Below are 24,834 nucleotides of genomic sequence, written 5' to 3' on the forward strand. Positions count from 1 at the left end.
GGAATCATGAATCATAAAACCTATTTGGCTTTGGCTCTACCGTTAATTTTTTCAACGATTACAACGCCTTTATTAGGGGCGGTTGATACAGCAGTCGTAGGCCATATGCCTGATTCATCCTACATAGCTGCAGTTGCGGTTGGAACGATTATTTTTAATACCATGTACTGGCTGTTTGGGTTCTTGCGTGTAAGCACCTCCGGTTTTGCAGCTCAAGCACATGGTGCAATGGATAAGGAAGGGGAAACTTTGGCGATTACCCGCCCCTTACTAATGGCTATTATAATAGGAATCTGTTTGATCGCTCTTCAGTGGCCAATCAGCCATTTGTTCATGCCATTGTTAAGTCCTGATGCCCAGGTCCAATCACTTGCATCGGAGTATGTACAAATACGGTTTTGGGGTGCACCGTTTGCACTGTTAAATTATGTCCTTCTCGGCTGGTTGATGGGAATGTCGATGATCAAGGTGTCATTGCTATTGCAAATATTCATGAATTGCTTGAATATAGTCCTAGATTTATTATTTGTGTTTGGATTTTCTTGGGGAGTTTCCGGTGTAGCAGCTGCTACTTTACTTTCCGAAATTCTCGCATTCTTTGTCGGTATGGTATTAGTGTGGAGAAAATTGCCGCTTCACACAGGGCAGCTATCCTTTAGCAAAATAATTGATACCTCGTCTTTAAAAAGAATGATGAATGTAAATAAGGATTTGTTCATACGGACTCTTTGTTTACTGACGGTTTTTAATTTATTTACAGCAAAGGGGGCCTCTTTTGGGACGGAAACCCTTGCTGCTAATGCCATTTTGATACAAATCCATTATATTATGGCCTATTTTTTTGATGGCTTTGCTAATGCATCTAGTATACTAACGGGAAGGGCCATTGGGGCAAAGGATAGGGGCTTATATCAGCAAACGCTTAGGCTGTCCTGCCAATGGGCGTTGTATTCCTCATTTGTAATAGCCAGTATTTATTTTCTTTTTAATGATCATATCCTCCGATTATTTACAAAAATGCCTGAAATTATTGAGATCGCACATCAATATGAAATTTGGATCATCGTGTTTCCTTTTGCAATATGTTTTGGAATTGTTCTGTATGGGGTTTTTACTGGTGCGACCGAAGCAGCCCCTATTCGGAATTCTATGCTTCTAAGTCTATCTGTCTATTTAGCAGGGCACTATTTAATCGTACCAACTGCAGGAAATCATGGGTTATGGTTGTCCTTTATACTCTTTAGTGCAGGAAGGTCAATATTCCTAGCACTGTTTGTTCCGCTTTTAACAAGAAAGCTTTTTCCGAAAAATCTTGTCAATAGTGAAAAACACTATACAGTTTATTAAAAAAAGGAGCAGAAAAAATCTGCTCCTTTGCTACATGACTTTAACATTGATTGGATAGAGATACGGCTCTTTAGGTTCAGTGACTACTTTCCATTCGGTAACTTTTATCATCGGTAGTTCTAATCCATCATAGGTGGTTATCACCAATATCCCTGTTGCTTCAACCCATGTATCTTCTTCAAGTAATGAAGCCTCTGGCAGCTCTGAAATAAATCCGATAATGCTGGCATCCGCAACACAGTGAGTAATCAAAAATCTCGATAGGACAAGCTGGTTTGGTTGAAGACCTTCCCCTTTATAAACAAATCCTGTTAACTTAATTTCTCTTCCTTTAAACTTTTCAACATCCATATGGATCTCTTCATAATAACTTGAGAAAACCTCTTCAGTCATTCCAATCGATGTGCTTTGCTCTAATTTTTGGATAAGGTGATTGTATTCATCTTTTGTATATACTTTTCTATCTTTTAAAAGTGAGGGGTCTGATGGATCAACGGTTAATACTGGTCCCTCTTGGTCACTTATATTTGAACCTTGTTTCTTTTCAAAAGATCGATTGGTTATTACCGCCATACCACCTTTTTTGTCTGCAATCGAAGCATCAAGAACTTTGGCTGGAAGCAGGAATCCTGTAACCAGCGGTAAAATAATGATTAGGTATGATATGAACTTTCTGCTGTTCAAATGAGAATCTCCATGGTCGTGACTACAATGATGGTCATGGTCATCGTGGTGACAATGGGAAAGATCCTGATGCTGTTTAAGGGTCCAAATTCTTGTAGATTGGATAAAAAACAAAATTAAAAATAGTATGGAAGCAATCTGACTTAAAAGTTCATATTTTGGGTTAATAAATTTTGTCATCTCACCTAGATAATGCATTTTAAAGAGCAGGGCGGAGAAGGCTAATAAAATAAACGCTCTAACAGCCTGCTGAACATGAAACTTCATCTAATCCCCCCTTATAAAAAGCTATGTGTAATCATAATGGAAATGAAAACAACGGATGTAATCAATGCCAGCAGAATCAGAACAAATTTCGCTCGGAATACACTCAGCATCATAAGCGTATTTTTTAAGTCCATCATTGGGCCGAACACTAAAAAGCCTAGAATAGCCGAGGTTGGGAAAATACTGCTAAAGGAAGCCCCGATAAAGGCATCTGCTTCTGAACATAGTGATAATACAAATGCCAAGCCCATCATAATAGCTGTGGCAGAAGCGGTGCCATTTGCTGCTTCTAAAAGTGCTTTTGCAGGCATGTAGGTTTGGACAACTGCGGCAAGAAAAGCACCTAGGATAAGATATTTCCCCATATCAAAGAATTCATCAACCGAATGGGTCAGCATGGACCAGAATCGATTCAAAAATCCTTCGTTTTTAGCGTGTGAATGAGTGGCAGTTACTTGTAATGAAGATTTGAATTGATTACCCTTAAAAATCCAACTGATGATAAAGGCAACCACCACCGCTATGAAAAATCCTAATCCCATTCGTAGTCCGGCAATTTTCATATCATTACCAAAAGCCATAAAAGTAGAGGCAATTACAATAGGATTAATCAACGGACCCGTCAGCATGAACCCAATTGCAGCATGAATAGGGACACCTTTCCCAATGAGTCTGCGGACAATCGGGACAATTCCACACTCACAAGCAGGGAAAAGTGCTCCGACAATACAGCTCACGATGACAGCCAAAACCTTATTTTGGGGGATTAATCGCTGTATGTGCTTTTCGGTAACAAAAATTTGGATCATTCCTGCAATGAGAACTCCGATTAAAACAAAAGGGAGCGCCTCGATTAGAATACTTAAAAATATTGTATTAAGATTTAATACAGAGGAAGGTAAAGTAAAGGGAAGAGTAAAGCTTGTACTAAAAGAAATCAGCAGAAACGCTAGACAAAGCATGGTTATACCAGTAATTTCCAATATATTATTGCGAACAATGCGATACATTATAGCCTCCTAAAATAGTTTTCTGGTTAAATTTTCAGACAGATATACTAGAGTATGATTTATAAATCAAGATAATCCCTGCTCTAAACAGAAGGACAGGGAAGAAGAAATGTATATTATCGATTTGCTAGTCGTTTAAAGCAGTTTTTATAGTTTCTAAATTTTTTTGCATGATGGAGAAATAATCATTGTTTTCTTTAATGTCCTGTTCTGTAACCGCCTCTAGATTATGAAGTGTAAGAGATTTTGCTCCGAGTTCGTTTTGAATCATATTTGCTACTTTCATTGATAGATTCTGTTCAAATATAACATAATTAATGTTATGTTCTGTAGATTCTATGATGATTGCCTGCAATTGTTTTTGAGTGGGTTCTTGTGTAGGCGATAAGCCTGAAATGGCGATAGTTTTAATTCCATAACGCTTTTCCCAATATCCATAGGCAGCATGGGAGACTAATAAACTCTTCTTTTTTGAGTTTTCAATAGTCGTTTTGAATTCTTGATCAAGCTTTTCTAATTCACTTTTTAGGTGATTGAAATTGGTTTCAAACAAATCTTGTTGTGATGGCATTTTATTAATTAGTGCATTTTTTATATTATTAGCTAACTCAATGGAAAGCACAGGGTCTAACCATACATGCGGATCTAAGTCTCCATGTGAATGTTCATCGTTATGGTCTTCTGATTCAACATGTTCACGCTCATGTTCCTCAGCATGTTCGCTTTCATTCTCATGGTGTTCACTATCAGAATGACCCTCTTCACCCTTATGTTGTCCATGATCAGCATGTCCATCTTCGTCTTCATGCTGGTGCTTGTCTGAATTACTAGATACAATAAGATTGATCCCTTCAGCAGCTTTCACCATTTGAACATCTTCATTTTTTAAAGCTTCAGTCGCTTTTGCTGCAAAACCCTCCACTCCTACTCCTGTATAAATAAAAAAATCAGCTTCGGAAATCGCAATCATGTCTTTAGTAGAAGGCTCGTAGGAATGGGCATCTACATTGGGCGGGTAAATACTTATAACTTCTACAAAATCCCCTCCGATTTTTCGGGTGAAATCTTCAAGAGGATAAATGGTGGTATATATCGTTATGGTTTCTTTATCTTCTACACTTTTATTTACTGTTTCCATATTTCCACAACCTGTTAAAACAAGACCTAGAGAGAGAAAAGCAGTGTAAACGAACTTATTTATCTTCATTTTTAAACTCCAATCTATTTTTATTAGAATAAATCGTAACGATTACGTTTTATATTCTAAAATATATCTATGTTATTGTAAATGAAAATATGATTCTTTTGGTTTAGAAGATTTCTCTTTAAAAGTTGCTCACTAATGGGTGGAAGCAATTTTATTTATAAAAAGCTTGCAATATTAATAAAATTCTTATACGATGTTAATCGTAATGATTACGATTTATATTTTGTATCCTACTTGTTGCACTTGAGGGATAGCAGCCGGCCTTGCTACCTGCACAAAGTTAAATAAAGAAAGTAAGAAAAGTACTAAAGCTTTTAAATCGTAATGAATTTGATTTAATTCGAGGTGATAACATGGAAAAAAAAATACCTGTAACAGTGTTAAGCGGATATTTAGGTGCTGGAAAAACAACTTTATTAAATCATGTTTTGACAAATCGCGAGAATAAAAAGATTGCGGTTATTGTAAATGATATGAGTGAAGTTAATATTGACGCATCGTTGATTAAGCAAGGTGGTTTTTCGCGAACCGATGAGAAATTAGTAGAGCTTCAAAATGGATGTATATGCTGTACTTTAAGAGAGGACCTAATGTTTGAAGTCGAAAGGCTTGTTAAGGCAGGAGATATTGACTATATCTTAATCGAATCATCAGGAATATCGGAACCCATTCCTGTTGCCCAGACCTTTACATATGTAGATGAAACCCTTGGAATCAACTTAACGGAGTATTGCAAGCTAGACACAATGGTCACAGTAGTAGATGGGAACAGATTTTGGCATGATTTTGCATCTGGAGAAAGCCTGCTCGATCGAAAGCAAGGAACAGATGAGTCTGATACTCGTGAAGTGGTCGACTTATTAATTGATCAAATTGAATTTGCAAATGTTCTTGTTTTAAACAAAACTGATTTAGTGGATATAGAAAGTCAACAGGAACTATATGCAGTTCTGCAAAAGTTGAATCCAGGTGCCAAAATCATTAAAAGTGCTTACTCTAAAGTTGACTTAAATGAAATTCTGGATACTAATTTATTTGATTTTGAAGAGGCAAGTCAGGGTGCAGGCTGGATAAAGGAGTTATTGGAGGAGCATACTCCAGAAACAGAAGAGTACGGAATTTCTTCATTTGTTTATCGTAGGAAGAAGCCATTTCATCCTGACAGATTCATGCAATGGTTAGAGGATTGGCCGGTAGATGTTGTTCGAGCAAAAGGCTTCTTTTGGTTGGCATCACGAAATGATATGACTGGTTTGTTATCACAAGCAGGACCCTCTATTGTGCTTCAAGGAGCAGGTGAATGGCTTGCTGCCTATCCTGAGCAGGAACAAAAGCAGATCTTAATCGAAGAACCTGAACTCCTTGAGACGTGGGACGAAGAATTTGGAGATAGGATGACAGAGCTTGTTTTTATCGGCGTTGAAATGAATCGCGAAGAAATTGAGGCTTCACTTGACCAATGTTTATTATCAGGAGAGGAAATGACAATGGATTGGAAGGGATTTTACGATCCGCTTCCAGCATTTACTGTTTCGGAGTGAGATTTTTTATAAATATAGTTTATTAAAACTAGGAGGAATAAAATGAGAGTAAATATCACATTAGCATGTACGGAAACAGGAGATCGAAATTATATTACCACAAAAAATAAGCGAAACAATCCAGATCGTATTGAGTTAATGAAATACTCGCCACGTTTAAAAAAGCGTACCTTGCACCGAGAAACAAAGTAAGTAACTAGGGAAAGTCTGGTATTAATTCTATAGCAGCGGAGCTATGGCTTATAATACAAAAATTGGCGGCTACAAGCTCGGAGCAAGCGGTGTATGGATCAAATAGCGCGGTATCGGCAGGACTCTCTTTTTGGGAGTCTTGTTTTTATCGATATCTTTTTGTTGCAATTTCTTGAATATATTTCTAGAATATATTCAGAAACGAATGAATGAGGTGGACCCATGCCGATTGAATATGTATCTGCGCTAATTTTGCCAGGCTTACTCGTTTTGCTCTTTACACGGGTCACTTATAATCGATACATCGGACTTGCGTTAACCGTCGGGTTAATTGCAGCTTCAGTTTATAAAGGCTATACAGATACATATACCCTGATTGTGATGGATGCCTTTTCGCTCACGGCTGGATTCTGGTTAGCGTTAAAACTGAAGCAAAGAGCAGTGAAGAATAGTTAAAATCCACACATCTAGTAAGCCTGCCTAAATTTGCGCAGGCTTTTTTGTATAAAATGATGAAAGGTTATACAAAAAACGAATATCCGTTCGCATATTACTGGTTAGTTTTTGGTAATTTGTGATAGAATGTTAATATGAAAATTTGGAGGCATATTTCACGCCCTTTCATCCGACTAAACAATAGATGAGAAATGCCAGACCGATATTCTTTCCAGGGAGGGTCATGTGTGAAGGACCAATTTGAATTAGTTTCAAAATATACGCCTCAGGGCGACCAGCCATCCGCCATCCGCCAGCTGGTTGAAGGCATAAATAATAATAAGCGTTATCAGACGCTATTAGGTGCAACCGGAACAGGTAAAACATTTACCGTGTCTAATGTGATTAAAGAGGTAAATAAACCAACATTAGTTATTGCGCACAATAAAACACTAGCTGGCCAACTCTACAGTGAGTTCAAGGATTTTTTCCCGGACAACGCAGTAGAGTATTTTGTCAGCTACTACGACTATTATCAGCCTGAAGCATATGTACCTCAAACAGATACCTTCATTGAAAAAGATGCCAGCATCAACGATGAAATCGATAAGCTGCGCCACTCGGCCACATCTTCGCTTTTTGAACGAAAAGATGTGATTATCATTGCCAGTGTATCCTGCATTTACGGCCTCGGTTCTCCGGAAGAATATCGAGAAATGGTCTTATCATTAAGAACAGGAATGGAAATTGAACGAAATCAATTACTGCACCGTCTAGTTGATATTCAATATGAACGAAATGATATTGACTTTAAGCGTGGAACTTTCCGTGTTCGCGGTGATGTGGTAGAGATTTTTCCTGTATCGCGTGACGAGCACTGTTTACGGGTTGAGTTTTTCGGTGATGAAATTGATCGGATTCGAGAAGTCGATGCTCTTACTGGTGAAATCATTGGCGAGCGGGAGCATGTCGCCATTTTCCCAGCTTCCCACTTCGTAACAAGAGAGGAAAAGCTGCGCATTGCGATTGAGAATATTGAAAAAGAATTAGAAGAACGACTTGAAGAACTGCGCTCCGAAGATAAATTACTTGAAGCCCAGCGAATTGAGCAGCGGACACGCTATGATCTTGAAATGATGAGAGAGATGGGCTTCTGCTCAGGTATCGAAAATTATTCTCGTCATCTTACGCTAAGACCAGCAGGCTCAACACCCTATACCCTGATAGATTATTTTCCAGAGGATTTTCTATTAGTCGTTGACGAATCGCATGTGACCTTACCGCAAATTCGCGGGATGTTCAACGGAGATAAAGCACGGAAACAAGTGCTAGTAGACCATGGTTTCCGTCTCCCATCAGCACTAGACAATAGACCGCTCACTTTTGATGAGTTTGAAAAGCATGTACACAACGCAATTTTTGTATCGGCTACGCCGGGACCGTACGAGTTGGAGCATACTCCTGAAATGATTGAACAAATTATTCGTCCTACCGGCTTATTGGATCCAACGATTGAGGTCCGACCAATTGAAGGTCAAATAGATGATTTAATTGGTGAAATTCAGGAAAGAGTGAAGATGAATGAACGGGTGCTCATAACAACATTGACGAAGAAGATGTCAGAGGACTTAACCGACTATTTGAAGGAAATCGGAATCAAGGTTCAATATTTGCATTCTGAAGTGAAAACGCTGGACCGGATTGAAATTATTCGTGAGTTGAGGCTTGGAAAGTATGATGTCCTAATCGGGATTAACCTCTTGAGAGAAGGACTTGATATCCCTGAAGTCTCACTGATTACGATTCTAGATGCCGATAAAGAAGGCTTCCTTCGTTCAGAACGTTCACTCATTCAAACCATTGGGCGTGCTGCTCGTAATGCGAACGGACATGTTATTATGTATGCCGATCGGATCACGAACTCAATGGAATTAGCGATTAGTGAAACGAAGCGCCGCCGCGCTATACAAGAAGAATATAATCAAAAGCATGGAATTACACCAACCACAATACAGAAGGCGATCCGTGACGTGATTCGTGCTACGCATGCGGCCGAGGAACAGGAAGATTACAAGCCATCAGCATCATTCGGCAAGATGTCAAAAAAGGAAAAAGAGAAACTGCTTGCCACTATGGAGAACGAAATGAAGGCCGAGGCAAAAGCGCTTAATTTTGAACGTGCTGCCGAGCTTCGTGATTTAATTTTGGAATTGAAAGCGGAAGGATAACAAAACATGGCAATGGATAAATTGATTGTAAAAGGTGCTAGAGCACATAATTTAAAAAATATAGATGTCACGATTCCTAGAGATAAGCTTGTGGTGATAACCGGCCTTTCAGGTTCTGGAAAGAGTTCACTTGCTTTCGATACGATTTATGCTGAAGGTCAGCGCCGCTATGTTGAATCGCTTTCGGCCTATGCCAGACAATTTTTAGGGCAAATGGATAAGCCAGACGTTGATATGATTGAAGGGTTATCACCTGCCATTAGTATTGATCAAAAAACAACCAGCCGAAATCCGCGGTCAACTGTGGGAACGGTCACCGAAATATATGATTATTTGCGCTTGCTTTTTGCGCGTGTTGGCCGGCCGACTTGTCCCATTCATAATATTGAAATCTCCTCGCAGACTATTGAGCAGATGGTCGACCGGGTATTAGAGTTTCCAGAGCGAACGAAAATGCAAATCCTTGCTCCTGTTGTATCAGGGCGAAAAGGAACACACGTTAAGGTCCTTGAAGATATTAAAAAGAAGGGTTTTGTCAGGGTCCGGGTAGATGGAGAAATCCTTGATTTAAGTGATGAAATAGAACTTGAGAAAAATAAAAAGCACTCGATTGAAGTGGTCATAGATCGGATTGTCGTGAAGGAAGGGATTTCTGCAAGGCTTGCTGATTCCATTGAATCTGCATTAGGTCTTGGCGAGGGCAAGGTGATTGTTGATGTAATAGGCCAGGAGGAACTCCTATTCAGCGAAAATCATGCCTGCCCGCACTGCGGCTTCTCAATTGGTGAATTAGAGCCAAGGATGTTTTCCTTTAACAGTCCGTTCGGTGCCTGCCCGGAATGTGATGGACTAGGTTCAAAACAAGAGGTCGATATCGATCTTGTCATCCCGAACAAAGAATTATCGTTAAAACAACATGCCATTGCACCATGGGAACCGACAAGCTCCCAATATTATCCCCAACTTCTGGAGGCGGTCTGCAATCACTATGGCATTGATATGGATATACCATTTCAAGATATCCCAAACCATCTTCTAGAGAAAATTTTATATGGATCGGAAGGTGACAAAATCTATTTTCGTTATGAAAATGATTTTGGTCAAATCCGCGATGGCTATATTGAATTTGAGGGTGTCATTCGCAATGTGGAACGCCGTTTTAAGGAAACGAGCTCTGATTATATTCGTGAGCAAATGGAAAAATATATGGCCGAGCAGCCCTGTCCTGCTTGTAAAGGGTACCGTTTGAAAAAAGAAACATTAGCGGTTCTTATTTCCGGTCAACATATATCTCAAGTCACAAATCTTTCAATTGCAGAGGCTCAAGCATTTTTTGATGGCTTAAGATTGACTGATAAAGAAATGCAAATTGCAAAATTGATTTTCCAAGAAATTAGGGAGCGACTTGGTTTTCTGATTAATGTTGGTCTTGACTATCTCAGTATGAGCCGTGCTGCAGGAACACTATCGGGCGGTGAGGCACAAAGGATTCGTTTGGCGACACAAATTGGCTCTAGGCTGACTGGCGTTCTTTATATTCTAGATGAGCCATCCATCGGTCTCCATCAACGAGATAATGACCGGCTTATTGGAACATTGAGAAACATGCGTGATATCGGCAATACGCTAATTGTCGTCGAACATGATGAGGACACGATGTTGGCTGCTGACTATTTAATTGATATTGGTCCTGGAGCAGGTGTGCACGGCGGAGAGATCATCTCTTCTGGAACACCAGCAGAAGTTATGGCCGATAGCAATTCGTTAACAGGGCAGTATTTAGCGGGTAAAAAGTTTATCCCTCTGCCAATTGAACGACGGAAGCCAGATGGCCGCTTTATCGAAATAAAAGGTGCAACAGAAAACAACCTGCAGAATGTAAATGTAAAGCTTCCCCTTGGTGTATTTTTAGCTGTTACAGGAGTATCCGGTTCAGGTAAAAGTACACTCATTAATGAGATTCTTCATAAATCTTTAGCTCAAAAGCTCAATCGTGCAAAAGCGAAGCCTGGAGAGCATAAGACGATTAAGGGGATTGACTACTTAGAAAAGGTCATCGATATTGACCAATCTCCAATTGGAAGAACACCGCGTTCTAATCCGGCAACCTATACTGGTGTATTTGATGATATTCGCGATTTATTTGCGTCAACGAACGAAGCAAAAGTTAGAGGTTATAAAAAGGGGCGCTTTAGCTTCAATGTAAAGGGCGGACGCTGTGAGGCCTGCCGTGGTGATGGAATTATCAAAATCGAAATGCATTTCCTTCCGGATGTGTACGTCCCATGTGAGGTTTGCCATGGCAAGCGCTACAATCGTGAGACGTTGGAAGTGAAGTATAAGGGGAAAAGTATTTCAGACATTTTAGATATGACAGTAGAGGCAGCGGTAGAATTTTTCGAAAACATTCCAAAAATTACCCGAAAGGTGCAGACCATCTATGATGTGGGTCTTGGCTATATGACATTAGGTCAACCGGCAACAACGCTGTCTGGAGGAGAAGCACAGCGTATAAAACTAGCATCTGAACTGCACCGTCGTTCCAATGGAAAAACCTTCTACATTTTGGATGAGCCGACTACTGGTCTTCATGTTGATGATATTTCTCGATTACTGGTGGTATTACAGCGTTTAGTAGAAAACGGAGACACCGTCCTAGTCATTGAACATAATCTTGATGTTATAAAAGCCGTCGACTATATTGTTGATCTCGGACCTGAAGGTGGCGACAAAGGCGGTACGATCATTGCATCAGGGACACCTGAAAAGGTAGCAGAAGTACCAGAATCGTATACAGGAAAATACCTAAAACCAATCCTCGAACGCGATCGGATAAGAATGAAACAACAAATAGAAGAAAAAGAAATGATCACAAAAAGCTAAAACCTCGTGTTTTAGCTTTTTTATTGTATTGTGTAACATTATTTTGATTTGTCCGAAAGAAGAGGTTCCTAATGGTGTTTTTGACTACCGGATGAGAAACGAAAAGGAAAGCTGCTAGAGTTACGACAACACGATTTTTTTCTATCAGTACCTGACTTATTTCACCTTTGACACGCGATACTGTCCCTAAAAAAATACAATCGTTATAGGTGGAAATTTGAAACTTTCATTTTCCCATTTCGTATTAAGGTAGAAGGAGTTGAAACGAATATGGAAACTCGAAAGGTTCTGTCAGGCTTATGTTACTTTAGTATCTTTTTTGCAGGGTTTATTTTTCCATTGGTTGTGTATTTTGCTTCTGGTGATGGTATCACGAAGATGCATGCGAAAAAGGCATTTCTCTCCCACTTAATCCCGCTAATCCTCATTCCGTTCATATTTTTGGCTTTATTTTATGATGTATCAACCATTCAAGGCGAAATACCGGTATTTACGATCATCTCAGCTGCAACAATTGTCTTGGTTAGTTTAGGGGTTACCATCTGGAATGTGATAAAAGGCGTAAAGGTATTAGTGGCAGAGTAAAATATTAAAGAATAAACTTATGAGGTGGAAAAAGATGAAAGAAGAGCGTAAACGTATTTTGAAGATGGTGGAAGAAGGAAAGTTAACGGTAGATGAGGCCTTAACCTTACTAGAAGAGCTTGAAAAAGCAGAGCAAACCATGGATCAAAAACAGGAAAAGATTGCTCAGGAATTGTCGACAGCTTTTAAGTTCGAAGAAGCAAAAAAAGAAGACAGCATGAATAGCAAGGTTCAATCGACAAAGGATAAGATTTTCGAATTTGTCGATACCGCTTTGAAGAAAGTCAAAGATCTTGACCTTGATTTGAACTTTGGAAAGTCCGTGGAAATATCACATATCTTCCAACATGGTGATGTGTATCTGAAGGATATGGATATTGATTTAGCCAACGGCTCGTTGAAATTAATCCCATGGGACCAAAATGATGTGCGGATTGAATGTCTGGCGAAAGTATACCGAGTGGAAAACAATGAACAGGCAAGACAAAACTTCTTGAAGGATGTTTTGTTTGCGATTGAGGGGCAGAAGCTAAGGTTTATGACGCAGCAAAAGTGGATGAAAGTGGATGCTCTTGTTTATATTCCACAGGCAGAGTATGAACGAGTTCGCGTCAGAATGTTTAACGGCCCTATTTCAGGTGAAGAATTAACAATAAGGGATTTACGTGTTAAAACAGCTAATGGGAAAATCGAATTTACCCGTTTAAACGGGAAAAAGGCTGAAATAGAAGCTGCCAATGGTCATATTACGATTAAGACTAGTGAAATTGATGATATTGAAGCAGAAACAATAAACGGTGCAATCAAGCTTGATGGCGATTTTAGAAAGGTTGAAACTCAGACACTTAATGGGAACACTACCTGTAACCTGACGGGAAATCGGTGTGAAATGATTGCTGCAAAGGCGACAACAGGAGGAATCGACTTATTTATCTCAGATGATATTGCTGCCAGCGGTGAATTAAAGACGAACCTTGGTGGGTTCAATATTAAGCTGGATGGTATCCAAATCCTCGAGGAAAAGAGTGAGATGATTCAAAAGATGCTTCGGTTCCAATCTGTCAAACATCCTGAGCGGATGTTAAAGGTTTTTGCAGATACGAAGACTGGCTCGATCACCCTCCATAAACTTGATCAAGAGAGCACTACAAAATAGGAGATTAAAATAAAATGAGATGGCTAGTAGGTATTTTGATTAATGCAGTTTTATTCATGGCGATAGCTGGATATTTCTCGGAAAGCTTTCATTTGACAGGATTTGGTGCAGCACTGGGTGCGAGTTTCTTACTGTCTATCTTAAATGTTTTGGTGCGCCCCATCCTTATCCTGTTTACGCTGCCGGCAACGATCTTTACACTTGGATTGTTTCTATTTGTGATCAACGCTATCACTCTTGAGCTGACAGATTATTTAATGGGCAGCTCTTTTGAAATTTCCAGCTTTGGAATGGCGTTATTTGTAGCGGTACTTATGGCGTTTATAAACTTGATTATTCAAAAAACCATTCTTGAGCCATCAAAGAAAAAAACAGGTTAAATCAAAAGCAACTGGATCTTTCCAGTTGCTTTTTACCTTTTCATGGTGTGTGTAAAGCGGTAACGGTCTGCCCGGAAGGTTGATTTTACGAGTTCAAAAGGAGTTCCATCCTGTAAATAGGATACCCGGTTGATTAATAGAATTGGGTCACCCTCCTCAATGGCAAGCGGGAGTGATTCTCTGCTGGTTGCAATCGAGGCTTCAATTTCTTGTGTTGCTTCACTAATGGAAAGGGAGAGGTTATCTTCAATGTATTGGTAAAGTGATTGATTGCTATTTTCCTCTGAGAGTCCAGGTACGAGAACAACTGGAATATAAGCTGTCTCAAGGGCCATCGGTTCGCCATTTGCTAAACGAATTCGCTTGATTTTATAAATATTATCATCTACACCAATGTTTAATTCATGGGCAGTTTTATGATCTGCTTGAATGACCTCAAAGGAGAGTAGTTTGCTGCTTGGTTTCAATCCTCTTGCTAGCATATCTTCGGTAAAGCTGGTCATTCCTTGGAGTTCCTGTTCCACCTTTTTCTTATTGACAAATGTCCCCCGGCCTTTTTGACGTACTAAATAGCCTTCCATTACCAGATTATTGATTGCTTGTCGAACCGTCATTCGACTGATTTGATACCTTTCTGCGATTTCTCGCTCGGAAGGAATGCTGTCATCTTCTTTGAATACTCCCGTTTCTATTTGTTGTTTTAGATATTCCTCAAGCTGATAGTAGATGGGAACAGGTGAATGTTTATTAATCATCTTCCGCTCTCCTTACGAAAACTCTATATTCTTTTTAAAGCTTCCTTATCAGCGATAATCGTAACATTTTTGTGTTGTTTCAATGCTGATGCAGGAAAGTCCTCATGGATCTCTTCATTGATTAACTTATATATGGCATCGGCTTTCGCTTCGCCTGATGCAAGGAGATAGATTTCTCTACTATCAAGAATAGACGCAATCCCCATCGTAATCGCCTGCTTTGGTACTTCCTCGATTGAATTAAAAAAACGAGCATTCGCTTCCCGAGTATTTTGGGCAAGACTCACGATATGTGTACGGCTCTGAAAGGATGTACCAGGTTCATTAAAGCCGATATGTCCATTTCTGCCAATCCCTAATAACTGTAGGTCAACCCCGCCAATATCCATGATTAGCTCCTCGTACCGCTGACATTCCAAAAGTAAATCTTTCGCTGTTCCATTTGGCAGGTAGGTGTTTCTTTGATCAATATTAATGTGATCGAAGAAATTTTTGCGCATAAATGCGTGATAACTATTATGATCATTAGGCGGGAGACCGATATACTCATCTAAATTAACCGATTTTACCTGTTGATAAGAGGTTTGGTTATTTCGGTAATCATCAATTAAATATTCGTAAACCCCTTTTGGAGTACTGCCAGTTGCTAAACCAAGAGTAATGGAAGGATTCGAGCGGATTTTTTCTGCCAATAGCTTTCCAGCCTGTAAACTCATGTCTGCATAATTTTCAACACGAATAATTCTCATCCTATTCCCTCCTTTTAAAAGCAATTTCTCCGCGGCACAGAGTTAATTCCACTTGGTAATCATTTGATAACACAGTTAAATCCGCGTCCTTGCCTTTTGTAATACTGCCTTTGCGGTCGTAAACATGTAATTGTTTAGCAGGATTGACACAAGACATCTGGATGGCGTCTTGTAAGGTCACATCTGCTGCTTTGATAATGTTTTCTATGGAATCATTCATTTTTAGAATACTTCCCGCTAAGGTTCCATCCGCTAATAGTGCCTTGCCATCGGCCACCGAAACGTCTTGTCCGCCTAAATCGTAAATCCCATTCTTTAAGCATTTTGCACGCATAGCATCTGTTATTAAGATCATGCCTTCAGTCCCTTTTGCTTGAATGACTAGTTTCATGACTTCAGGACGGACATGGATGTTATCCGCGATAAGCTCGACCATTAATTCTTTAAAAAGTAGAGCAGAACCAGCAACCCCCGGCTCACGATGGTGAAGACCTCTCATTCCATTAAATAAATGAGTAACCTGTTTTGCACCTGCTTGTACAGCCTGATCCATCTCTTCGTAGATAGCATCAGAATGGCCAATGGAGGCAATGACACCTGTATCATCCAGGTATCGAATAAAGGCTGTACCGTTTTCCATTTCAGGTGCAACGGTAACTAATTTAATCGTTCCGTTAGCCTTAGTCTGCCATTCTTTAAATAGATTTATATCCGGGTCGATAATGTATTCCTTCGGCTGTGCTCCGGCCCGTTTGCCATTGATAAAGGGTCCTTCTAAGTGAACCCCGAGTACCTCGGCTTTTCCAGGACCATTAGAGTGGCTTTGATAATCGGCTGCATTTTCTAAGGCACTTTCAATGTTTTCATGCTTTTGGGTAATGGTTGTGGCTAAAAAGCTGGTTGTGCCTTCTGCCGGCAAGGCTTTCGCCATCGTCTCCAGTGCCTCAATGGTAGCATCCATTGTATCGGCACCTGCTGCTCCATGAATATGAACATCAATAAATCCTGGCACGAGGATTTGATCCGGCTGTAGTTCAATTGTATTGATTGATTTAAGGTGTGAAGGAATGCTTTCTAAAGGACCAAAGGTGTGAATTTTGCCTTCCTTGATAAAAATATAAATAGATTCTGCGGTTTCTGTTTCTAAAACTGCCTTTCCATGAACCAATAATAGCAGGCTCATATCCTTCAACTCCGTTTCGGTTGTTCTTTATCTAATGTTATTATAGTCGTAAGTGGAATAGTTGTCTATACCACCTACCTATTCTAATCTAGTTTATTTTTCCTTAATTATAAGTTTGTACAAAAATGAACAACTATAGTTTTGTGATGAAAATTAAATAATGCTAAAATAAGAGGAATGGAAAATACACATAAAAAACTTTATTACTGTTTAGTGTCAGCTTGCAGGCTTTTATCTAAAGTCAATTTACTTTCGCTTAACCAGTAAAGGAGGAACCCCCTTGCCAAAAGTACGCACCAAGGATATTTATGAGAAATTTAATTTAGAGCTAGTTAGCGGTGAAGAGGGTATCGACCGCCCGATTACGATGAGTGATATTTCTAGGCCGGGAATTGAACTGGCAGGATATTTTGAATTTTATCCAGCTGAGCGAATCCAGCTATTGGGCAAAACAGAGCTATCCTTTTTTAATGAATTATCTGCAAACGAACGACAATTGAGAATGGAAAGATTGTGTACCGACATTACACCAGCCATTATCATCACAAGAGGGTTGGATGTTCCTCCAGAATTAATAGAGGCTTCAGAACGTGAGTCAGTACCTGTTCTTCGCTCGAGTATGAAGACAACTCGGTTCTCTAGCCGCCTAACTAATTTTCTAGAAAGTAAGCTTGCACCGACAACTGCTGTTCACGGTGTTTTAGTTGATATTTATGGCATCGGTGTCCTGATCACTGGAAAGAGTGGCGTTGGTAAAAGCGAAACCGCGCTGGAGCTAGTAAAGCGCGGACATCGTTTAGTGGCGGATGATTGTGTTGAGATTCGCCAAGAGGATCAAGATACATTGGTAGGAACTTCACCAGATTTAATTGAACATTTATTAGAAATACGCGGGCTGGGTATTATCAATGTCATGACTTTATTTGGAGCAGGAGCCGTTCGCAGTAATAAGCGGATTACCCTTGTAATGAACTTAGAGCTATGGGATGCACAAAAACAATATGACCGCCTCGGTTTAGACGAAGAAAAAATGAAAATCATCGATACAGAGATTACAAAAATCACGATCCCGGTACGTCCTGGACGAAATTTAGCCGTAATTATTGAAGTAGCTGCCATGAATTATCGTCTAAAGAGAATGGGTGTAAACGCCGCACAGCAATTTACTGAGCGTCTTTCAGATGTCATCGAAGACGGTGAGCATGACGACAATTAAGATTAAGGAGATTTTAATATGAACGAAACGATACAGCCATTAGATCCGATTGCCTTTGCACTTGGACCGATTCAAGTTCACTGGTATGGGCTTATCATCGGCTCAGGTCTTGCACTTGCTCTTTTTCTTGCGATAAGGGAAGGAGATAAAAGGGGACTTCCTAAGGATACCTTTGCAGATTTAATGCTTTGGGCGATTCCAATTGCCATTCTCTCTGCCCGACTCTATTACGTCATTTTTGAATGGGAGTACTATGCTAGCCACCCAGGACAAATCCTCCAGATTTGGAACGGTGGGATCGCCATTCATGGAGCCCTGATAGGTTCTGTTGCTACAGCCTATATTTTTGCGAAAAAACGCGGGATTTCTTTTTGGAAGATTGCGGATATTGCCGCACCTAGTATTATTTTAGGCCAAGCCATTGGCCGTTGGGGAAACTTTATGAACCAAGAGGCACATGGCGGGGAAGTTACGAGAGCATTTCTCGAAAATTTGTATTTGCCTGAGTTTATCATTGATCAGATGTATATAAATGGGACCTACTATCACCCAACGTTTTTATATGAGTCGATTTGGAATTTTGCTGGATTTGCCATTTTGATTGCGCTACGTCGTGTGAACCTCCGTCGTGGTGAGCTTTTCCTTAGCTATGTGATCTGGTATTCGATTGGCAGGTTCTTCGTCGAAGGCATGAGAACGGATAGCTTAATGTTAGGAAGCCTTCGTATGGCACAATCGATTTCAATCGCACTGATTATCGGTGCCGTCGGACTCCTGCTTTACCGCCGGAAGATGCGGCTTGCGGAAGATCGCTACCAAGATAAAAGTAATCAAGCTTTAACGCATTAAAAAAAGGAGATTGGAGAAATGCTACTTAACTCGATGAAAAAGGGTTTACAGGTTGGCTTGAAAACAACATGGACATTGGGGAAAATCATTTTTCCAGTTACACTTATTGTCGCTTTGCTGCAATACACACCAGTTTTACCTTGGTTAATTGATCTGATTACACCGCTGATGAAACTGCTGGGGTTATCTGGTGATGCTGCGATTCCGCTTGTGTTGGGGACTTTCCTCAACCTTTATGCAGCAATTGGTGCCATTCTGACACTTGAATTTACAGTGAAAGAAGTATTTATTTTAGCTGTCATGCTATCATTTTCACATAATTTGATTATTGAATCGACTGTTGCTTTGAAGGTCGGAGTCAAGCTATGGATCATTCTTTTAACAAGATTGGGGCTTGCTTTTGTCTCTGCTATTGTCATTCATCTTGTTTGGAAGGGCGGCAGTGAAACAGCGAAATATGGATTCATTTCGGCCCCGGATGAACAAGTCACTGGACTTGGCGCGATTCTTATAGCTGCAATTGAAAAGGCGGGACTTGGAATATTTCAGCTTGCACTCATTGTCATTCCCCTCATGATTGTGATTCAATTTTTAAAAGACCTTCAATGGCTGAAAAAGTTTTCAGTGGGGATGTCGCCAATTACGAGATCCCTTGGAATGCATGAAAACACATCAACAACGATGGCTGCTGGATTATTATTTGGTCTTGCGTACGGGGCAGGTGTTATGATCCAAGCCGTGAAAGAAGATGGTGTCAGCAAAAAGGATTTAACACTGGCATTTATTTTTTTAGTAGCCTGTCATGCCGTAGTAGAGGATACACTGATTTTTATACCTCTTGGAATTCCAGTCTGGCCGCTATTACTCATTCGAGTCGGTGTAGCCATTGTGTTGACGATGATTGTTGGATTCATCTGGAAACGGTCTGGGTTTATTAGCAGAAAGGAAACGACCTATGAACAATAACATCAATACTATATTATTTGATCTAGACGGAACTTTAATTGATACGAATGAATTAATTATCTCCACCTATTTGCATACTCTTGACAAGTACTTCCCAGGGCAATATGGCAGGGAAGATGTTCTGCCTTTCTTAGGACCAACGCTTCATGAGGTTTTTGGAAACATGGATCCTGAAAAAGTGGAGGAAATGGTGGTTGAATACCGCACCTTCAATCTGGCAAATCATGATGCACTTGTGAAAGAGTTTGCAGGTGTAATCGAAACGGTTGAGATTTTGAAAAAGAAAGGCTATAAACTGGCGATTGTCACCACAAAGCGCGAGGATGTTGCATTAAAAGGCATGCGTCTGATGAAGCTTGATCCATTTTTTGATGTGGTCGTTGCCTATGACCATGTGAAAAAAGTAAAGCCAGATCCAGAGCCGATTATGCTGGCACTTGAACAGCTAAACGCTAAACCTGAAGAAGCGATGATGGTTGGGGATAACTTTCATGATATTCTGGCAGGAAAAAATGCAGGAACGAAAACAGTGGGAGTGGCTTGGAGTATTAAGGGAAGAGAATATATTGCAAAATATGAACCTGACTACATCCTTGAGACAATGCCTGACCTTTTAAAGGTTCTTGGAGAGGAATAAAAATGAGAAACACGACCCGCTTTCCTGTTGAAGGGGCAAACTCCTTATGGCATGTCTATAAAACCGTACCATTTTGGAAGGTAGTAAAAAACTTTATTGTCATACAGTTAGCACGTTACACACCGTTTCTCGGAATCAAGAACTGGCTTTACCGGACATTCTTGGGTGTAAAGGTGGGCGAACATACGAGCTTTGCTTTAATGGTGATGCTTGATGTGATGTTTCCAGAGAAAATCAGCGTCGGTCGTAATACGGTAATTGGCTATAACACTACACTGCTAGCTCACGAATATTTGATTAAAGAATATCGGCTAGGACCGATTGAAATTGGCAGTGAAGTGATGATAGGTGCTAATTCTACCGTACTCCCAGGCGTAACGATTGGCGACGGAGCCATTGTGTCTGCCGGCACCCTTGTTCATAAAGATGTTCCGGCGGGTTCCTTTGTTGGAGGTAATCCAATGAGAGTGATCTATACAAAAGAAGAAATGGAACAACGCTGGGCAAACGACCCGATATACGGAAAAACAAATAGTAAATAAAAAAGCCTGGCCTCGAACCAGGCTTTTTGCCTATATGTTAAAGGAAAGTTTAATCTTTGAATTGATTTTTTCGAAATCTGCGAGACTCCAGCGGGAACAACGAGCCAGATGAGACCCCACAGGTCGGAACGACCGAGGAGGCTCATCAGTGAGCCCGCGGAAAGGGAGCAGATTTCGAAAAAATCAACACTAAACAAACAGATACGGTTGACGAAATTTTCCCAAACTAGTAAACTTTAATTTATTAGCATATTAGCGAACTAAAGGATTTTAAATGATTCTGAAAATAAGGGTGGTTTGAATGAGCCGTTTGTTTATGTTTGAAAAGCCATTAGGCATGCGAGATACACTTCCAGAGTTATATGAAAAAAAGCATCGTGTTCGTTCATTAATGGAAGATGCGATTAAAGCTTGGGGTTATCAATTTATCGAGACACCGACTTTAGAATATTATGATACCGTTGGAGCAGCATCAGCGATTCTTGATCAGGAGCTATTTAAACTACTTGATAAAGATGGACACACACTTGTGCTTAGACCGGATATGACAGCGCCGATTGCCAGAGTTGCAGCCTCCAAACTACTTGAAGAGGATTCACCTCTTCGTCTCGCCTATTCTGGAAACGTGTACCGAGCCCAGCAGCGTGAAGGTGGGAGACCGGCAGAGTTTGAGCAAATTGGTGTGGAGTATATGAATGATGACACGGTCACGAGTGATGGTGAGGCAATCGCTCTGTTAGTCTCTTCTTTAAAAAAAGCGGGACTAAGTAAATTTCAAATATCAGTAGGTCATATAGGCTTTGCACAGGAATTGTTTATGCAAATTCTAGGTACAAATGGACGTGCGAATGCGTTAAGACGTTTTTTATATGAAAAGAATTTTGTGGGTTATCGTGAACAGGTAAATTCATATTCCCTTTCGTCGATTGATAAACAAAGACTTCTTCAGTTGCTTGAACTTAGAGGCGGTGAAGAAGTGATTGGAAAGGCACTTGATATCATCGAGGATGGAAAAGGCAGGCAGGCACTCCTACAGCTAAAAGAATTATCTGAGGTCATTAACGACTACGGAGTGAAGGATTTTGTCAAATTTGATTTTACGATTGTTAGTCACATGAGCTATTATTCAGGTATTTTATTCGAGGTCTATGCAGGAAATGTCGGCTTTCCAATTGGGAATGGCGGCCGCTATGGGTTAATGGAAAAGTTCGGTAAACAAGCAAGCGCCACTGGGTTTGCCGTTAGGCTTGACAAATTATTAGAAGCACTAGGGGATATTGGTACAAAAGATGAAGTCGAGTGTATTTTTTTCAGCCAAGAAAGACGAAAGGAAGCCTTTCAATTAGCTGAAAAAATGAAAAATGACGGGAAGAAAACAATCTTACAAGATATTAACGGTGTGAAAAACCTTGACACTTATACGAAAAAGTTTGCCAATACGACCTTTCTGATCGGAGGGGCACAATGATGAATGACAAGTTAACCATTGCGATGCCGAAGGGAAGAATATTTGAAGAAGCAGCAGAATTGTTACGAAAAGCAGAGTACAAACTGCCTCCAGAATTTGATGAAAACCGTAAATTAATCATCGATGTTGAAGCAGAGAATCTTCGTTTTATTCTGGCAAAACCAATGGATGTTGCTACATATGTTGAGCACGGTGTTGCAGATGTCGGAATCGCGGGAAAAGATGTTTTACTCGAGGAAGAACGCAATGTATATGAACTTCTTGATTTAAAAATCAGCGAATGCTACTTAGCGGTTGCTGGTTTGCCAGGCACAAAAATGAACGATGTTGCACCTAAGGTAGCGACGAAATACCCCAATGTGGCTGCAGCCTATTTCCGACAGCAAGGAGAGCAGGTAGAAATCATTAAGCTAAATGGGTCAATTGAACTTGCCCCATTGATTGGCTTATCCGACCGTATTGTCGATATCGTTTCCACGGGAAGAACATTAGTGGAAAATGGTCTCGTTGAGTTTGAAAGAATAACAGATGTGACATCACGATTGATTGTGAACCCTGTTAGCTATCGGATAAAAGATTCCCGTATCAATGAACTCGTCAAAAGATTGAGTGAAGTGGTACAGTTGGAGGGTTAATAGATGAAAATTTTACATGTGAGTGACCAACGATCAATTAAACGCTCAGTCGAATCTGGGACTTCAGAACAGACTGCCACTGTCAAAGCAATCATTGCTGATCTTCGCTCGCGCGGTGATTTAGCATTAAGAGAGTATACAGAGAAATTTGATCGAGTTAGCTTGGAATCCTTTAAGGTAACGGAAGAGGAAATTGACCGTGCATACGACCGGATGGACCCAGAATTTGTTGGAATCGTTCGAGAAGCAGCAGAAAATATCCGGAGCTTTCATGAAAAACAACTCCGTCCATCATGGATGACAACGGAAGAGAACGGGACGATCTTAGGACAAAAGATGACTCCACTTGATTCGGTTGGAGTATATGTTCCAGGTGGAACGGCGGCCTATCCGTCATCAGTTCTTATGAATGTCATTCCTGCGAAAGTGGCTGGTGTAGAAAGAATCGTGATGGTATCCCCGCCAGATCAATCTGGCAGCCTTCCTGATGCTGTCTTGGTTGCAGCAAAGGAAGCGGGAGTGAAAGAAATTTATAAAATCGGCGGGGCACAAGCGATTGCTGCCTTAGCCTATGGAACAGAAACAATTGCTTCTGTTGATAAGATTACAGGTCCAGGAAATATCTATGTGGCATTAGCCAAACGCGAGGTCTTCGGTGATGTCGATATTGATATGATTGCTGGTCCGAGCGAGATTGCTATCATTGCTGACGATTCAGCGAGAGCAGATGAAGTGGCAGCAGACTTGTTGTCCCAAGCTGAGCACGACCCGCGTGCCTGCAGCGTCTTAGTTACACCATCCATGGTACTAGCAGAAGCTGTTTCGGCCGAAGTGGAAAAACAGCTAGAGCAATTGCCGCGGAAAGAAATTGCTGCTCGTTCAATAGAGGATTACGGAGTCATCTACGTAACAGCTTCAATTGAGGAAGCGGTGGAGACCGTTAACCATTTAGCACCTGAGCATTTAGAAATTATTACAGAAAATGCAATTGAGCTCCTCGGAAAAATTCGTCATGCTGGTGCCATTTTCATCGGCCGTTATAGCACGGAGCCTGTAGGAGATTACTTTGCCGGTCCCAACCATGTGCTGCCGACAAATGGGACAGCGAGATTTTCTAGTCCATTAAATGTAGATGACTTTCAGAAGAAATCTAGTGTGATTATCTATAGTGAAAAAGCGTTAAAGGACAATGGTGAAAAAATTGCTAAGTTTGCCCGCATGGAAGGACTTGAAGCACATGCAAGGGCAGTTGAATACAGACTGAAGAATCAATAGGAGGCCCTTAGGTTATGGAGAGATTTGCAAGAATAGAACGAAATACAAATGAAACACAAATTAAGCTATCATTAGATGTTGATGGTCAAGGGCGAGCTGAGCTTGAAACAGGGGTGCCTTTTCTAAATCATATGCTTGATTTATTTGCAAAGCATGGACAATTTAACCTCACTATCGATGCTAAAGGTGATATTGAAATAGACGACCATCATACAACAGAGGATATTGGGATCTGCTTAGGCCAGGCACTTCGAGAAGCGCTTGGAGACAAAAGAGGGATTAAGCGCTACGGCAATGCGTTTGTCCCAATGGATGAAACATTAGCTCAGGTAGTGATTGATTTAAGTAATCGTCCGCATCTAGAAATTAGAGCTGATTTTCCAAGCCAAAAGGTGGGTAACTTTGATACCGAGCTCGTTCATGAGTTTTTATGGAAGCTAGCGCTTGAGGCACGAATGAACCTGCATGTAATTGTTCACTATGGAAAAAATACACACCATATGATTGAGGCGATTTTTAAAGCATTAGCACGTGCACTTGATGAAGCAACCACCATTGATCCACGTATGAAAGGTGTGCTTCCTTCAACCAAGGGGATGCTCTAGGAACATTTGCACGAGATATAAATGGACATCATCAAGGAA

Annotated in this window: 24 protein-coding genes; 18 read left to right on the forward strand and 6 right to left on the reverse strand. The window is 40.5% G+C overall.

Features of this window, described 5'->3' with window-relative positions; translation table 11 throughout:
* Nucleotides 1-6: 6 nt before the first annotated feature.
* Nucleotides 7-1,347, forward strand: a complete 1,341-nt coding sequence (locus tag BTR25_RS15250; protein ID WP_075688911.1) for an MATE family efflux transporter — start codon at nucleotides 7-9, stop codon at nucleotides 1,345-1,347.
* Nucleotides 1,348-1,377: 30 nt separating this feature from the next.
* On the opposite strand, the gene BTR25_RS15255 is transcribed toward BTR25_RS15250, so the two are convergent.
* The 3 genes from BTR25_RS15255 to BTR25_RS15265 form a co-directional block, all read right to left on the reverse strand.
* A complete protein-coding gene (locus BTR25_RS15255) occupies nucleotides 1,378-2,298 on the reverse strand; it encodes a TIGR03943 family putative permease subunit (protein WP_075688912.1) in 921 nt (306 codons plus the stop codon).
* Between the two features lie 11 nt (nucleotides 2,299-2,309).
* Complete coding sequence (locus tag BTR25_RS15260) at nucleotides 2,310-3,308, reverse strand: permease (RefSeq protein WP_075688913.1); 999 nt, start codon at nucleotides 3,306-3,308, stop codon at nucleotides 2,310-2,312.
* A 127-nt stretch (nucleotides 3,309-3,435) separates the two neighbouring features.
* Entirely contained in the window at nucleotides 3,436-4,515 is a 1,080-nt protein-coding gene (locus BTR25_RS15265; protein ID WP_075688914.1) for a metal ABC transporter solute-binding protein, Zn/Mn family, read from the reverse strand.
* 353 nt (nucleotides 4,516-4,868) lie between these two features.
* On the opposite strand from BTR25_RS15265, the gene BTR25_RS15270 reads away from it, so the two are divergent.
* The 8 genes from BTR25_RS15270 to BTR25_RS15305 all read left to right on the forward strand — a co-directional run bounded on the left by BTR25_RS15270 (nucleotide 4,869) and on the right by BTR25_RS15305 (nucleotide 13,915).
* Nucleotides 4,869-6,056, forward strand: coding sequence for a GTP-binding protein (locus BTR25_RS15270; protein ID WP_075688915.1), 1,188 nt, complete (start codon nucleotides 4,869-4,871; stop codon nucleotides 6,054-6,056).
* Nucleotides 6,057-6,098: 42 nt separating this feature from the next.
* On the forward strand, nucleotides 6,099-6,248 hold the full coding sequence (rpmG, locus tag BTR25_RS15275) for a 50S ribosomal protein L33 (protein ID WP_048011555.1): 150 nt from the start codon (nucleotides 6,099-6,101) through the stop codon (nucleotides 6,246-6,248).
* A gap of 222 nt (nucleotides 6,249-6,470) precedes the next feature.
* Nucleotides 6,471-6,704, forward strand: coding sequence for a DUF2198 family protein (locus tag BTR25_RS15280; RefSeq protein WP_075688916.1), 234 nt, complete (start codon nucleotides 6,471-6,473; stop codon nucleotides 6,702-6,704).
* 227 nt (nucleotides 6,705-6,931) lie between these two features.
* Nucleotides 6,932-8,911, forward strand: coding sequence for an excinuclease ABC subunit UvrB (gene uvrB / locus BTR25_RS15285; protein WP_075688917.1), 1,980 nt, complete (start codon nucleotides 6,932-6,934; stop codon nucleotides 8,909-8,911).
* Nucleotides 8,912-8,917: 6 nt separating this feature from the next.
* The gene (uvrA, locus tag BTR25_RS15290; protein WP_075688918.1) at nucleotides 8,918-11,794 is read left to right on the forward strand and encodes an excinuclease ABC subunit UvrA; all 2,877 of its coding nucleotides are present in this window, start codon (nucleotides 8,918-8,920) and stop codon (nucleotides 11,792-11,794) included.
* A gap of 270 nt (nucleotides 11,795-12,064) precedes the next feature.
* Entirely contained in the window at nucleotides 12,065-12,379 is a 315-nt protein-coding gene (locus BTR25_RS15295) for a magnetosome magnetite crystal formation protein family (RefSeq protein ID WP_075688919.1), read from the forward strand.
* A 34-nt stretch (nucleotides 12,380-12,413) separates the two neighbouring features.
* Complete coding sequence (locus tag BTR25_RS15300) at nucleotides 12,414-13,535, forward strand: DUF4097 family beta strand repeat-containing protein (protein WP_075688920.1); 1,122 nt, start codon at nucleotides 12,414-12,416, stop codon at nucleotides 13,533-13,535.
* Between the two features lie 14 nt (nucleotides 13,536-13,549).
* Nucleotides 13,550-13,915 (forward strand): phage holin family protein, encoded by a 366-nt coding sequence (locus BTR25_RS15305; RefSeq protein WP_075688921.1) that lies wholly within the window; start codon nucleotides 13,550-13,552, stop codon nucleotides 13,913-13,915.
* A gap of 32 nt (nucleotides 13,916-13,947) precedes the next feature.
* Here BTR25_RS15305 and BTR25_RS15310 read toward each other — a convergent pair whose 3' ends face one another.
* Genes BTR25_RS15310 through nagA form a run of 3 tightly spaced genes read right to left on the reverse strand, consistent with a single transcriptional unit; the run spans nucleotide 13,948 to nucleotide 16,602 of the window.
* Complete coding sequence (locus BTR25_RS15310; protein WP_075688922.1) at nucleotides 13,948-14,670, reverse strand: GntR family transcriptional regulator; 723 nt, start codon at nucleotides 14,668-14,670, stop codon at nucleotides 13,948-13,950.
* A 23-nt stretch (nucleotides 14,671-14,693) separates the two neighbouring features.
* Nucleotides 14,694-15,419, reverse strand: coding sequence for a glucosamine-6-phosphate deaminase (gene nagB, locus BTR25_RS15315; RefSeq protein ID WP_075688923.1), 726 nt, complete (start codon nucleotides 15,417-15,419; stop codon nucleotides 14,694-14,696).
* A 1-nt stretch (nucleotide 15,420) separates the two neighbouring features.
* Complete coding sequence (gene nagA, locus BTR25_RS15320; protein WP_075688924.1) at nucleotides 15,421-16,602, reverse strand: N-acetylglucosamine-6-phosphate deacetylase; 1,182 nt, start codon at nucleotides 16,600-16,602, stop codon at nucleotides 15,421-15,423.
* Nucleotides 16,603-16,882: 280 nt separating this feature from the next.
* Here nagA and hprK point away from each other — a divergent pair, with 280 nt between their 5' ends.
* The 9 genes from hprK (at nucleotide 16,883) to hisB (ending at nucleotide 24,795) form a co-directional block, all read left to right on the forward strand.
* Nucleotides 16,883-17,818 carry an HPr(Ser) kinase/phosphatase gene (hprK, locus tag BTR25_RS15325; protein WP_075688925.1) on the forward strand — a complete coding sequence of 312 codons (936 nt, stop codon included), beginning with the start codon at nucleotides 16,883-16,885 and terminating at the stop codon, nucleotides 17,816-17,818.
* An 18-nt stretch (nucleotides 17,819-17,836) separates the two neighbouring features.
* The gene (lgt, locus tag BTR25_RS15330; protein ID WP_075688926.1) at nucleotides 17,837-18,667 is read left to right on the forward strand and encodes a prolipoprotein diacylglyceryl transferase; all 831 of its coding nucleotides are present in this window, start codon (nucleotides 17,837-17,839) and stop codon (nucleotides 18,665-18,667) included.
* Nucleotides 18,668-18,685: 18 nt separating this feature from the next.
* Nucleotides 18,686-19,633: a nucleoside recognition domain-containing protein gene (locus tag BTR25_RS15335; RefSeq protein ID WP_075688927.1), complete on the forward strand. Its 948-nt coding sequence runs from the start codon at nucleotides 18,686-18,688 to the stop codon at nucleotides 19,631-19,633.
* Nucleotides 19,623-20,270, forward strand: coding sequence for a pyrophosphatase PpaX (gene ppaX / locus BTR25_RS15340; RefSeq protein ID WP_075688928.1), 648 nt, complete (start codon nucleotides 19,623-19,625; stop codon nucleotides 20,268-20,270). Before BTR25_RS15335 ends, ppaX begins: the two co-directional genes overlap by 11 nt.
* A 2-nt stretch (nucleotides 20,271-20,272) precedes the next feature.
* A complete protein-coding gene (locus BTR25_RS15345; protein WP_075688929.1) occupies nucleotides 20,273-20,812 on the forward strand; it encodes an acyltransferase in 540 nt (179 codons plus the stop codon).
* 301 nt (nucleotides 20,813-21,113) lie between these two features.
* Nucleotides 21,114-22,280 (forward strand): ATP phosphoribosyltransferase regulatory subunit, encoded by a 1,167-nt coding sequence (locus tag BTR25_RS15350; RefSeq protein ID WP_075688930.1) that lies wholly within the window; start codon nucleotides 21,114-21,116, stop codon nucleotides 22,278-22,280.
* The gene (hisG, locus tag BTR25_RS15355; RefSeq protein ID WP_075688946.1) at nucleotides 22,280-22,915 is read left to right on the forward strand and encodes an ATP phosphoribosyltransferase; all 636 of its coding nucleotides are present in this window, start codon (nucleotides 22,280-22,282) and stop codon (nucleotides 22,913-22,915) included. The genes BTR25_RS15350 and hisG overlap by 1 nt, the downstream gene beginning before the upstream one ends.
* Nucleotides 22,916-22,918: 3 nt before the next feature.
* A complete protein-coding gene (hisD, locus tag BTR25_RS15360; protein ID WP_075688931.1) occupies nucleotides 22,919-24,190 on the forward strand; it encodes a histidinol dehydrogenase in 1,272 nt (423 codons plus the stop codon).
* Nucleotides 24,191-24,204: 14 nt separating this feature from the next.
* Nucleotides 24,205-24,795, forward strand: coding sequence for an imidazoleglycerol-phosphate dehydratase HisB (gene hisB / locus BTR25_RS15365; RefSeq protein WP_075688932.1), 591 nt, complete (start codon nucleotides 24,205-24,207; stop codon nucleotides 24,793-24,795).
* The last annotated feature ends 39 nt before the right edge of the window (nucleotides 24,796-24,834 follow it).

The organism is Bacillus sp. MRMR6, assembly GCF_001940785.1.
GTDB lineage: Bacteria > Bacillota > Bacilli > Bacillales > Cytobacillaceae > Neobacillus.